The organism is Pseudomonas sp. 57B-090624, from assembly GCF_003234055.1.
Classification (GTDB): domain Bacteria; phylum Pseudomonadota; class Gammaproteobacteria; order Pseudomonadales; family Pseudomonadaceae; genus Metapseudomonas; species Metapseudomonas tohonis.
Window position 1 is genome coordinate 36,757 of record NZ_QKRU01000015.1, and the last position, 12,320, is coordinate 49,076.

At 65.0% G+C, this 12,320-nt stretch carries 13 protein-coding genes; all 13 read right to left on the minus strand.

Annotation, left to right across the window (positions count from 1 at the left end; all coding sequences use genetic code 11):
- Positions 1 to 100: 100 nt before the first annotated feature.
- The 13 genes from DMX10_RS09555 to flhF all read right to left on the minus strand — a co-directional run bounded on the left by DMX10_RS09555 (position 101) and on the right by flhF (position 12,310).
- Positions 101 to 508 carry a DUF2802 domain-containing protein gene (locus DMX10_RS09555; protein WP_111260937.1) on the minus strand — a complete coding sequence of 136 codons (408 nt, stop codon included), beginning with the start codon at positions 506 to 508 and terminating at the stop codon, positions 101 to 103.
- 4 nt (positions 509 to 512) lie between these two features.
- The gene (locus DMX10_RS09560; protein WP_021220567.1) at positions 513 to 992 is read right to left on the minus strand and encodes a chemotaxis protein CheW; all 480 of its coding nucleotides are present in this window, start codon (positions 990 to 992) and stop codon (positions 513 to 515) included.
- 98 nt (positions 993 to 1,090) lie between these two features.
- The gene (locus DMX10_RS09565) at positions 1,091 to 2,017 is read right to left on the minus strand and encodes a CheW domain-containing protein (RefSeq protein ID WP_111260867.1); all 927 of its coding nucleotides are present in this window, start codon (positions 2,015 to 2,017) and stop codon (positions 1,091 to 1,093) included.
- A gap of 87 nt (positions 2,018 to 2,104) precedes the next feature.
- Entirely contained in the window at positions 2,105 to 2,893 is a 789-nt protein-coding gene (locus DMX10_RS09570) for a ParA family protein (RefSeq protein WP_111260938.1), read from the minus strand.
- Between the two features lie 40 nt (positions 2,894 to 2,933).
- Positions 2,934 to 3,821, minus strand: a complete 888-nt coding sequence (gene motD, locus DMX10_RS09575) for a flagellar motor protein MotD (RefSeq protein ID WP_111260868.1) — start codon at positions 3,819 to 3,821, stop codon at positions 2,934 to 2,936.
- Positions 3,822 to 3,831: 10 nt separating this feature from the next.
- Complete coding sequence (locus DMX10_RS09580; RefSeq protein WP_111260869.1) at positions 3,832 to 4,572, minus strand: flagellar motor protein; 741 nt, start codon at positions 4,570 to 4,572, stop codon at positions 3,832 to 3,834.
- 16 nt (positions 4,573 to 4,588) lie between these two features.
- Positions 4,589 to 5,704 (minus strand): chemotaxis response regulator protein-glutamate methylesterase, encoded by a 1,116-nt coding sequence (locus tag DMX10_RS09585; protein ID WP_111260870.1) that lies wholly within the window; start codon positions 5,702 to 5,704, stop codon positions 4,589 to 4,591.
- Between the two features lie 40 nt (positions 5,705 to 5,744).
- Positions 5,745 to 8,021 (minus strand): chemotaxis protein CheA, encoded by a 2,277-nt coding sequence (locus tag DMX10_RS09590; RefSeq protein WP_111260871.1) that lies wholly within the window; start codon positions 8,019 to 8,021, stop codon positions 5,745 to 5,747.
- An 11-nt stretch (positions 8,022 to 8,032) separates the two neighbouring features.
- Entirely contained in the window at positions 8,033 to 8,821 is a 789-nt protein-coding gene (locus tag DMX10_RS09595; protein ID WP_111260872.1) for a protein phosphatase CheZ, read from the minus strand.
- Between the two features lie 19 nt (positions 8,822 to 8,840).
- A complete protein-coding gene (locus DMX10_RS09600; protein WP_003083073.1) occupies positions 8,841 to 9,215 on the minus strand; it encodes a chemotaxis response regulator CheY in 375 nt (124 codons plus the stop codon).
- An 84-nt stretch (positions 9,216 to 9,299) separates the two neighbouring features.
- Positions 9,300 to 10,046 (minus strand): RNA polymerase sigma factor FliA, encoded by a 747-nt coding sequence (gene fliA, locus DMX10_RS09605; RefSeq protein WP_031288164.1) that lies wholly within the window; start codon positions 10,044 to 10,046, stop codon positions 9,300 to 9,302.
- The gene (gene fleN / locus DMX10_RS09610) at positions 10,043 to 10,876 is read right to left on the minus strand and encodes a flagellar synthesis regulator FleN (RefSeq protein WP_021220576.1); all 834 of its coding nucleotides are present in this window, start codon (positions 10,874 to 10,876) and stop codon (positions 10,043 to 10,045) included. Before fleN ends, fliA begins: the two co-directional genes overlap by 4 nt.
- A 72-nt stretch (positions 10,877 to 10,948) precedes the next feature.
- The gene (gene flhF, locus DMX10_RS09615) at positions 10,949 to 12,310 is read right to left on the minus strand and encodes a flagellar biosynthesis protein FlhF (RefSeq protein WP_111260873.1); all 1,362 of its coding nucleotides are present in this window, start codon (positions 12,308 to 12,310) and stop codon (positions 10,949 to 10,951) included.
- Positions 12,311 to 12,320: the final 10 nt, after the last annotated feature.

A 12,320-nucleotide genomic window follows, 5' to 3' on the forward strand; every position in this document is an offset into this window, starting at 1 on the left:
CGATACCCGAGCCTTGAGCTTAGGCAGCGACCGGAGCAGGCCTTGGAACTATTGGTTCAGAGGGGATGAGGTGGTTAGAGCGAGAGGGAGTTAGCGGGGCTCAGCCCTGCTTCTGCTTGCGAGCGAGCTGCAGCTTGCTGACCAGCTCGGCCTCGGCCTGGGTGAGGCCGCAGGAATGGGTGAGGTCATCGACGCTGGCGCCCATGCCTGCCAGGCGCGCGGCCTGGGTGAAGGACAGGCTGCTGGGATCGCGCTGCTCGATCTGGCTGACCTTGTCGGGCAGCGGCGCCACCACCCGGCGCAGCTCGTGCAACTCCTCCCCCATGCGGATGCTGCCGCTGAGGTAGGCGTCGAGCCGCCGGGCGAGCTCCTTGATCCGCTGATCGCGCACGGCGTCCCGCCGGGTCTGCTCCTCGGCTGCCAGGCGCTGCCCCTTCTGCAGCCGCACGCAGGTGACTGCTAGGGCTGCACAGGCGATCGCCAGGATCGCCAGCGCGATCTCGGTCAGCACGTCAGATGCTCTCCAGCTCCGACCACTCTTCCTCGCTCATCATCTTGTCCAGCTCGACCAGGATCAGCAGCTCGCCGTTCTTGTTGCAGACGCCCTGGATGAACTTGGCCGATTCCTCGTTGCCCACGTTGGGCGCGGTCTCGACCTCGGACTGACGCAGATAGACCACTTCGGCGACGCTGTCGACGAGGATGCCCACCACCTGCTTGTCCGCCTCGATGATGACAATGCGGGTGTTGTCGGTGACCGAGGCCGAGTCCAGGCCGAAGCGCTGGCGGGTGTCGATCACGGTGACGACGTTACCGCGCAGGTTGATGATGCCCAGCACGTAGCTCGGGGCACCCGGAACCGGCGCGATCTCGGTGTAGCGCAGCACTTCCTGGACCTGCATCACGTTGATGCCGTAGGTCTCGTTGTCCAGGCGGAAAGTCACCCATTGCAGGATGGGATCTTCGGAACCTTGCCCTGACGATTTCTTCATGTTCCCTAGCCTCTTCTAGAACCGCCCGGGGCGGCGTTCGCGGGTTCTGCCCGCTTTTTTACAAACCTGGGCGCCACGCTCGTGCGAGGCGCCGGCATTCAGTTGAGCGACATCTTCTTGACGGCACCGCTGGCGATGAGTTCAGCCAGCGCGGAGACGTCCAGCAGCGCGCACATGTGTTCGATCACGGTACCGGCGAGCCAGGGACGCTGGGTGCGCTGGGTGCGCCACTTGATCTCGCTCGGGTCCAGGCGGATGGAGCGGCTCACCTGGTGCACGGCCAGGCCCCACTCGTAGCCCTGGACGGAGATAACGTACTGCAAGCCTTCGCGGAAATCATCGCGATACCGGTCCGGCATGACCCAGCGCGCGGTGTCGAGCACCTTCAGGTTGCCGGCCTGGCTCGGCAGGATGCCGAGGAACCAGTCGGGCTGGCCGAACAGCGGGGTCAGCTCCTGGCCGGCCAGGGGATAAATGGAGCCCAGGCAAACCAACGGGACCGCGAGCGTGAGGCCGGCCACGTCGAACAGCAGGCACTCGAAGGGCTCTTCGGCCCAGCTCGGACGCTGGTCGAAGGACATCGGCTCGCTGTCGAGCAGCGGCGCGTTGACTGCCTTGAGCTCGGCGACCGGCTCGACCAGGCTGGGGCGGGCAACGGGAGCGACCGGAGCGGCCGGCGCCACAGGTGCGGCGGGCATGGCCTCGGTACGCAGCTCGGTCGGCGCCGCGACCAGCGTACGCAACGGCGCGGCCTCGACCACCGGCCTGGCAACGGGTGCTGGCGCTGCGACCGCAGCGGCGACCACGGAAGGAGCCGCCACGGGCGCAGGGGATGGCACGGCCGCGATCACCGGCTTGGCGGTCATCAGCCGGGCATCACGGACCTGCTCCTCCAGCACCGCTGCCTCGAACTCGTCCAGCGTGATGCTGTCGGCGAGTTCGATCGTCGCTTCCTGCAACAGGGAATCGAGGTAGGACTGCAAGGCCAGCTGCGGCCTCGTGGCGGTGGCGACGGTACGGCTCATTGATGGGACCTGCAGGAGTGGGCTCCAGAGTCTATCGGCAGCAAGGCCGCGCGACTTGAGGGATGTAATTCAGCATAGACGCTCATTTCAGGCTACCTGGGCGGCCAGTTGCTGGCTGAGCAGATGCTTGAGCAGCGCACGGTAGGCGATCACCCCACGGCTGTTGGAATCGTACTGCGAAGGCGTGACCCCGGCGCGGCTGGCATCGCGCAGGCGGGTGTCCACCGGGATATAGGCCGGCCACAGGTGCTCGGGGTAGGAATTGCGCAGCACCCGCAGGGTATTCAGGGAGGCCTGGGTGCGGCGGTCGAACAGGGTCGGGACGATGGTGTACGGCAGCGCCTGCTTGCGCGAGCGGTTGATCATCGCCAGCGTGCTGACCATGCGCTCCAGGCCTTTCACCGCGAGGAACTCGGTCTGTACCGGGATCACCAGTTGCTGGCTGGCAGCCAGGGCGTTGACCATCAGCACGCCCAGCAGCGGCGGGCTGTCGATGATGGCGTGGTCGAACTCCTGCCACAGTTGCGCGAGGCTCTTGGCGACCACCAGGCCCAGGCCGTTCTGCCCCGGAGACTGGCGCTCCAGGGTCGCCAGCGCGGTACTGGAAGGCAGCAGGGAGATGCGCTCATGACTGGTCTGCAGCAGCAACTGGCGCGGCAGGCCATCCGGCACGTTGCCCTGGTGCAGGAACAGGTCGAAGCAGCTGTGCTCCAGGGTGTCCGGGTCATGCCCGAAGTAGCTGGTCATCGAACCGTGGGGGTCGAGGTCGACCACGACCACACGTTTGCCGGCGTCGGCCAGCAGGCCCGCCAGTGCGATCGACGAGGTGGTCTTGCCTACACCACCCTTTTGATTGGCTACCGCCCAAACTCTCATCTTCTTCATCCTCCCGGCAGAAACGCCGCCTTGCCGAGAATCATTGTCCGCCTGCGGGGGCCGGCGACGGGGAATTGACGCCCCCCTCTGCAGAGGGGCTCGCTGCTGGCGACGGTGCAGGTTGCGTGCCAGCACGCTGCAAGGCGCCATCAGGTTTTGCGTTGGCACTGCCGACGCCGCTCACCGCGCGACGCACGTCCAGATTGCGGGAAATCACCAATACCACGCGCCGGTTGCGCCCGCGTCCTTCTGCCGTCGCGTTGTCGGCTACGGGCTGGAACTCGCCATAGCCGACCGCCGCCAATCGCGCCGGGTTCACACCGTCCATCGACAACATCCGCACGATGCTCGCGGCCCGCGCCGTAGACAGCTCCCAGTTGGAAGGATAGTTCGCCGTGCTGATCGGCAGGTTATCGGTGAAACCTTCCACGTGCACCGGGTTTTCGTAGGGGGCGAGGATCTTCGCGACCTTTTCGATGATGGTGAAGGCTTCGTTGGCCGGAATGGCGTCGCCGCTGGGGAACAGCAGGCTGGAGTTCAACTCGATCTCCACCCACAGCTCGTTGCCGCGAACCGTCATCTGCTCGTCCTTGATCAGGTCGCCGAACGCATCGCTGATATTGCGGGTGATCTCCCGCAGGGGATCGCTGGCGTCGCCGTCGCTGCTGCCGGAGTCCTGGGTCATGGACTTGTCGGACTCGGTGGTGCGCGGGCGCTCCTCGCCCACGGGGATCGGCTTGATCGAGCGATCCGGCTGGTTGAAGACCCCGGTCAGGCTCTCCGAGAGGATCTTGTACTTGCCTTCGTTGATCGAGGAGATGGAATACATGACCACGAAGAAGGCGAAAAGCAGGGTGATGAAGTCGGCGTAGGAGACCAGCCAACGCTCGTGATTCTCGTGTTCTTCCTGATGACGTCTGCGGGCCATGTCGCCTCCATCAATCCATGAAGCCTTGCAGCTTCAACTCGATGGAGCGCGGGTTCTCGCCCTCGCCGATGGAAAGGATGCCTTCGAGCAGCATTTCCCGGTAGCGCGACTGGCGCATGGCAATGGATTTGAGCTTGTTGCCGATGGGCAGCAGCAGCAGGTTGGCGAAGCCGACGCCGTAGATGGTGGCGACGAAGGCCACCGCGATACCGCCGCCCAGCTGGCTGGGATCGGCCAGGTTGCCCATCACGTGGATCAGGCCCATCACCGCGCCGATGATGCCGATGGTCGGCGCGTAGCCGCCCATGCTCTCGAACACCTTGGCGGCCTGGAAGTCGCGGGCTTCCTGGGTGTAGAGGTCCACCTCGAGGATGCTGCGGATGGCCTCCGGCTCGGCGCCGTCCACCAGCAACTGGAGGCCCTTGCGCGCATAGGCGTCGGGCTCGGAATCGGCAATGGGTTCGAGTCCCAGGAGGCCTTCCTTGCGCGCCGCCATGCTCCAGCCGACCACGCGGTTGATACCACCGGCGAGGTCGATCTGCGGCGGGAAGATGATCCAGCGGATGACGACCAGGGAGCGCTTGAACACGCTCATGGGGGTCTGCAGGAATGCCGCGCCCAGGGTGCCGCCGATGACGATCAGCGCCGCCGGGCCGTTGAGCAGGGCCCCGGCGTGCCCGCCTTCCAGGTAGTTGCCACCGATGATCGCGACGAGCGCGAGAATGACCCCGACGAGACTCAGTACATCCATTGAAGCGTGCTCTCCATTACAGGCACGCCTCGGCGATGTGCCTGCCGATATCGTCGAGCCCGTAAACGGCATCGGCCAGGTTGGCCTTCACGATGGCCATGGGCATGCCATAGATCACGCAGCTGGCCTCATCCTGCGCCCACACCTGGCTGCCGCCCTGCTTGAGCAGACGCGCGCCCTCCCGGCCATCGGCGCCCATGCCGGTCAGCACCACCGCCAGGACCTTGTCGTTATAGGCCTTGGCCGCGGAACCGAAGGTGATGTCCACGCAGGGTTTGTAGTTCAGGCGTTCATCGCCGGGGAGGATGCGCACGGTGCCGCGCCCGTCCACCATCATCTGCTTGCCCCCGGGCGCCAGCAGCGCCAGGCCGGGGCGCAGCACATCACCGTCCTCGGCCTCCTTGACGGATATCCGGCAGAGCTTGTCGAGGCGCTCGGCAAAGGCCTTGGTGAAGGCCGCCGGCATGTGCTGGATCAGGACGATGGGCGCCGGAAAGTTGCCGGGCAGCTGGGTCAGCACCCGCTGCAGGGCCACCGGGCCGCCAGTCGATGTACCGATGGCCACCAGCTTGTAGGACTTGCGCTTGGGGCTCGGGCTGGAAGCGCCACCGGCGCCCGAAGCCGGTGCAGGCGCAGCGCCGGCACTGGGACGCGAGGGTGCCGGAGCGGGTGCGGCGTGGCTGGGCGACGGCGTCGGGGCAGCCGGAGCCGGGCTGTAGCTGCTGTAGCGACGGTTGCTACGCGCGATGCTGTGGACCTTCTCGCAGAGCAGTTGCTTGACCTTGTCGGGGTTGCGCGAGATGTCCTCGAAGTTCTTCGGCAGGAAATCCACAGCACCCGCGTCCAGGGCGTCCAGGGTCACCCGGGCGCCTTCGTGGGTCAGGGAGGAGAACATCAGCACGGGGGTCGGGCAGCGCTGCATGATGTGCCGCACTGCGGTGATGCCGTCCATCATCGGCATCTCGTAGTCCATGGTGATCACGTCCGGCTTGAGCGCCAGCGCCTGGTCGATGGCCTCGCGGCCATTGGTGGCGGTACCGATCACCTGGATATTGGGGTCGGCGGACAGAATCTCCGAAACGCGACGACGGAAGAACCCGGAGTCATCAACCACCAGAACCTTGACTGCCATAAACACTCCTAACAGGCGGCCCGACGGGCCGCCTAAACGATCAACCGCGGCGCGCGTAGCGCTTGAGCATGCTCGGCACGTCGAGAATCAGGGCGATGCGCCCATCACCGGTGATGGTCGCGCCGGACATGCCGGGCGTACCCTGGAGCATCTTGCCCAGGGGCTTGATCACCACCTCTTCCTGGCCGACCAGCTGGTCCACCACGAAGCCGATGCGCTGGGTGCCCACGGAAAGGATCACCACATGGCCTTCGCCCTGTTCCTCATGGGCGGCATCGCGAACCAGCCAACGCTTGAGGTAGAACAGCGGCAGTGCCTTGTCGCGGACTATCACCACTTCCTGGCCGTCCACCACGTTGGTGCGCGACAGGTCGAGGTGGAATATCTCGTTGACGTTGACCAGCGGGAAGGCGAAGGCCTGGTTGGCCAGCATCACCATCAGGGTCGGCATGATCGCCAGGGTCAGCGGCACCTTGATGACGATCTTCGAGCCCTGCCCCTTCTGCGAGAACACGTTGACCGTGCCGTTGAGCTGGGAAATCTTGGTCTTCACCACGTCCATGCCGACACCACGGCCGGACACGTCGGAAATCTCGGTCTTGGTCGAGAAGCCCGGGGCGAAGATCAGGTTGTAGCACTCCAGATCGGTCAGGCGGTCGGCAGCGTCCTTGTCCAGCAACCCCTTCTCCACCGCCTTGGCGCGGAGGATGTTGGCATCCATGCCCTTGCCGTCGTCGGTGATCATCAGGAGGATGTGGTCGCCTTCCTGCTCGGCGGAGAGCACCACGCGGCCCGTACGCGGCTTGCCGGCGGCCTCGCGCTCCTCGGGCGTCTCGACACCGTGGTCGACGGCGTTGCGCACCAGGTGGACCAGCGGGTCGGCCAGGGCTTCGACCAGGTTCTTGTCGAGGTCGGTCTCCTCGCCCACCAGCTCGAGGTTGATCTCTTTCTTCAGGTTGCGCGCCAGGTCGCGGACCAGGCGCGGGAAGCGGCCGAAGACCTTCTTGATCGGCTGCATGCGCGTCTTCATGACGGCGGTCTGCAGGTCGGCGGTGACCACGTCGAGGTTGGACACGGCCTTGGCCATGGACTCGTCGCCACTGTTGAGGCCCAGGCGCACCAGGCGGTTACGCACCAGCACCAGTTCGCCGACCATGTTCATGATCTCGTCCAGGCGCGCGGTGTCCACGCGCACCGTGGTCTCGGCTTCGCTGGCGGGAGACGCGGCCTTGTCGGCCGCCGCCGGTGCAGGCGCCGCTGCGGGTTTGGCAGCCGGCTTGGGCGGCTCGGCGGCCTTCGGAGCCGCCGGCTTCGCGGCGGCAGCAGGCTTGGCGGCCGGTGCGGCAGCGGGCTTGGCCGGTGCAGCGGGTTTGGCAGGCGCGACCTCGGCAGCTTCGGCAACGAACTTGCCCTTGCCGTGCAGTTGATCGAGCAGCGCTTCGAATTCGTCGTCGGTGATGTTGTCGCCGGCACCGGCACCGGGTGCAGCCGCCTGCGGGGCGGGCGCGGCGGCAGCCGGTGCAGCGGCTTCCGTCGCAGCGAACTTGCCCTTGCCGTGCAACTGGTCGAGCAGCGCTTCGAACTCGTCGTCGCTGATCTCGTCGCCCCCACCGGCAACCGGTGCGGCAGGCGCAGGTGCGGCCGGTTTCGCCGGCGCGGCGGCTTCCGTCGGCTCGGCAACGAACTTGCCCTTGCCGTGCAACTGGTCGAGCAAGGCTTCGAATTCGTCGTCGCTGATCTCGTCGCTGCCGGCAGCGGCGGCGGCAGGCGATACGGGGCTTTCGGCAGCAGGCGCGTCGAGCACGTTCAGCAGTTGCTCGAACTCGCTGTCGGTGATGTCGCCGGATACAGCGGGAGCGGCCTCGGCGACCGGTTCAGGCTCGGGCTCGTACTCCGGCTCGGCAGCGGGCGCTTCCTCGTCGTCGCCACCCGGCTCGGCCAGCCGCGCCAGGGCGGCGAGCAGTTCGGGGGTGGCCGGCGTCGGCTCGGCACGCTCACGCACCTGGCTGAACATCTCGTTGACGGTGTCCAGCGCCTGCAGGACCACGTCCATGAGCTCCGCCGTCACGCGGCGTTCACCCTTGCGCAAGATGTCGAACACGTTCTCGGCGATGTGGCAGCACTCCACCAGCGCATTCAGCTGGAGGAAACCGGCACCGCCCTTGACCGTGTGGAAGCCGCGGAAAATGGCATTGAGCAGATCCATATCGTCCGGACGGCTCTCGAGCTCGACCAGCTGTTCGGACAATTGCTCCAATATTTCGCCGGCCTCAACCAGGAAGTCCTGGAGGATTTCTTCATCGGCGTCGAAGCTCATTCGGTTGCTCCCTAGAATCCAAGGCTGGATAACAGATCATCGACATCGACCTGACCGGACACGACATCATCACGCTTATCGGCATTGATCTGCGGACCTTCACCCCTGGAAGGCTCTTTTTGTTTTTCTTTTTCAGCCACGAGCTCCGCACGGTCGTGCTGGATGCCGGCGAAACGATCGACGTCGCTGGCCATCAGTACCAGTTTCACCAGATTGCTCTCGACTTCGGTGACCAACTGGGTAACGCGCTTGATCACCTGCCCGGTCAGGTCCTGGTAGTCCTGAGCGAGAAGGATGTCGTTCATTCTGGACGAAAGCTGCTCGGTGTCGCGTTGACTGCGAGCAAGGAAGGTCTCGATACGCTTGGCCAGGTCGCGGAAGGCATCCGCGCCAATTTCCCGACGCATGAAGCGACCCCACTCCTCACCCAGGCTTTGGGCTTCGTCGCCCAACCCGTTGAGCAGCGGCGCGCTCTCCTCCACCAGGTCCATGGTCCGGTTGGCAGCCTTCTCCGTCATCTTCACCACGTAGGAGAGACGATCGGTGGCATCGGCGATCTGCGAGACCTCGGTGGCGTGGGGCAGATGCGGGTCGATCTGGAAGTTGACGATCGCGGTGTGCAGCTCGCGCGTCAGCTTGCCGACTTCCTGGTAAAGCCCACGGTCACGGACCTTGTTGAGTTCATGGATGAGTTGCACGGCATCGCCGAAATTGCCTTTTTCAAGGGTCTCGACCAGCTCGCGCGCATGGTTTTTCAGGGTCGACTCTAGGTCTCCCGATTGGGAATCTTTCTGGTCCATGGCGTCCTCGCGACTGGCATCAGCCGTTGACCCGTTCGAAGATCTTCTCGATCTTCTCTTTGAGCACCTGGGCGGTGAAAGGCTTGACCACATAGCCATTCACACCGGCCTGGGCCGCTTCGATGATCTGGTCACGCTTGGCCTCGGCCGTCACCATCAGCACCGGCAGGTGCTTGAGGCGCTCGTCGGCACGCACGGCGCGCAACAGATCGATCCCGGTCATGCCGGGCATGTTCCAGTCGGTGACCAGGAAATCGAAATTGCCACTGTGCAGCATGGGTAGAGCGGTGGTGCCATCATCGGCCTCTGCGGTATTGGTGAAACCCAAGTCACGCAGGAGGTTCTTGATGATGCGTCTCATCGTCGAGAAATCGTCCACGATGAGGATTTTCATGTTCTTGTCCAAATCGACCTCCGTACAGTCCTAAACGCCCCCGAATAACGGGGGCGTCGATCAATCGAAAAACCGGCGTGCCGATCAGTGTGCTCGCCACTCGCCCAGCCGCGACCGCAAACGCGCAGCACATTGGCTGTGCAACTGGCTCACACGCGATTCACTGACCCCCAGCACTTCGCCGATTTCCTTCAAATTCAGCTCTTCGTCGTAATACAGCGCCAGTACCAGGCGCTCTCGTTCCGGCAGATTGGCGATGGCGTCAGCCAGCGCCGCCTGGAAGCGTTCGTCTTCCAGATCATTCGAAGGTTCGAGATGGGTGACTCCGGTATCTTCGTGCGTCGCGCCATGCTCACCGTCCTGCAACAGGTCGTCGAAGCTGAACAGGCGACTGCCCAAAGTGTCGCTCAGGATGCCGTAGTAATCTTCGAGACTCAATCCAAGTTCGGCCGCAACTTCCTGATCTTTAGCGTCTCGCCCGGTTCTCGCCTCAATTTTCCGGATGGCATCGCTCACCATCCGGGTGTTGCGGTGGACCGAACGTGGTGCCCAGTCCCCTTTCCTCACTTCGTCGAGCATGGCACCGCGGATGCGGATGCCGGCGTAGGTCTCGAAACTGGCGCCCTTGCTGGAATCGTATTTCTTCGAGGCTTCGAGCAGGCCGATCATGCCGGCCTGCATCAGGTCCTCCACCTGCACGTTGGCCGGCAGGCGGCCCAGCAGGTGGTAGGCGATACGTTTGACCAGCGGCGCGTAGCGCTCGATCAGCTGGTGCTGGGAATCCCTAGCCTGTGCCTTGTTGTACATACGAAGTCCACTAGCGGGTGTCATATGGCCGAATCCGCGATCGGTTGCTGCACCAGGCGCTCGACGAAGAACTCCAGATGACCGCGTGGGTTCGCCGGCAGGGGCCAGCTATCCACCTTCTGGGCTATCGCCTTGAACGCCAGGGCGCACTTCGAGCGCGGGAAGGCTTCGTAAACCGCGCGCTGCTTCTGCACGGCCTTGCGTACGGACTCGTCATAGGGCACCGCACCGACGTATTGCAAGGCCACATCTAGGAAGCGATCAGTCACTTTTGTCAGCTTAGCAAAGAGGTTGCGACCCTCCTGTGGACTGTGTGCCATGTTGGCCAATACGCGGAAACGGCTCATGCCGTAGTCGCGGTTGAGGAGCTTGATCAAAGCATAGGCGTCGGTGATGGAAGTGGGTTCGTCGCAGACGACCACTATCACTTCCTGCGCCGCACGCACGAAGCTGACCACCGCATCGCCGATACCGGCAGCGGTGTCGATCACCAGCACATCGAGGTTGTCGCTGATCTCGCTGAAGGCCTGGATCAGGCCGGCGTGCTGCATGGGCGAAAGCTGCACCATGCTCTGGGTGCCGGAAGCGGCCGGCACGATGCGTACGCCCCCCGGCCCCTGCAGCAGCACGTCGCGCAGGTCGCACTCGCCGGCGATCACGTCGGCGAGGGTGCGCTTGGCGGTGAGGCCGAGCAGCACGTCGACGTTGGCCAGGCCGAGGTCGGCGTCCAGCAGCATGACCCGGCGACCAAGGTCGGCGAGGGCCAGCGAGAGGTTCACCGACACATTGGTCTTGCCGACGCCACCCTTGCCGCCGGTCACAGCAATCACCTGTACGGGATGCAAACTACCCATTTATTACACCTTGTCTCACGTCGACTGGGCCACTTGGCGGGCTCGTGCCACTCATCCGGAGTGGCTGGGGTTCTAACCGACTCGGCGGGCCGGATTCTGGTACAGGCCGGCGAAGAGGTCGGCCATGGCTTCTTCGCTGGGGTCTTCCGGGGTCTGCAGGCTGACCGCACGGCTCACCAGTTGGTGGCTGCGGGGCACCTGCAGGTCGTCCGGAATCCTGGGCCCATCGGCGAGATAGGCTACCGGGAGATGCTGGCCGATAGCCAGTCCTAAAACCTCTCCCAGGCTCGCCGCTTCGTCGAGCTTGGTCAGGATGCAGCCGGAAAGACCGCAGCGCTTGTAACTATGGTAGGCCGCCTTTAGCACTTGGCTCTGGCTGGTTGCAGCCAGCACCAGATAATTCCTGGCTTTGACCCCTTTGCTGGCCAACGTTTCCAACTGCATTTTAAGCGCAGGATCGGCTGCCGGCAGGCCTGCCGTATCGATCAGCACCACGCGCTTGCGCGCCAGGGGCGCCAGGGCCTGGGTCAGGGACTGGCCCGGATCGACGTGGGTCACGGAGACGTTGAGGATGCGGCCGAGGGTCTTGAGCTGCTCCTGGGCGCCGATGCGATAGCTGTCCATGCTCACCAGGGCGATCTGCTGGGCGCCGTACTTGAGCACGTAGCGCGCAGCCAACTTGGCCAGGGTGGTGGTCTTGCCCATGCCGGCGGGGCCGACCAAGGCGATCACCCCGCCCTCCTCCAGCGGCTCCTGCTGCGGGGTGCGGATGGCGTGGGCCAGGTGGGCCAGGACCATGCGCCAGGCCTGGCGCGGGTCCTTGACCGAGGCAACGCGCTCCATCAGCGCCCGCGACAGTTCGGCGGACAGGCCCATGCGCTGCAGGCGACGCCAGAGGCCGGCCTGCTGCGGACGGCGGCTCTGCATCTGGCCCCAGGCGATGGAGCCGAGTTGTACTTCGATCAGCTCACGCAGGCCATTGAGCTCGAAACGCATGGCGTCCAGGCTGCGCTGGTCGGCGGCCGCCGGTGCGGCGGGCCTGGCCGGAGCGGCGGCGGGAGACGGGGCCACCGGCGCGGCGGACGGGCGCTCCAGGCGCGACGAACGCATGGCGGCGGCGAGGCTTTCCGGGGACAGCTCCGAGCGGTCGGCGATCAGCTGGCGGTTCTTGCCGGCGTCGGCCTGGCCACCGCGGTTGCTCAGCTCCGCGTGGGCCTCGGCGATGCGGGCCTGGGTGCGGCGCAGCTCGGCTTCGAGGGCCGGGTTGGGCTTGCTCGGCGCGGGAGCCGGCATGGGATAGTCGAGCGCGGCGGTGATCTCCACGCCACCTGCGACCCGACGGGTGCCGATGATGGAGGCATCCGCGCCCAGTTCGTCCCGCACCAGTTTCATGGCCTGGCGCATATCCGCAGCGAAGAAGCGTTTGACCTGCATGGCCTGTGAC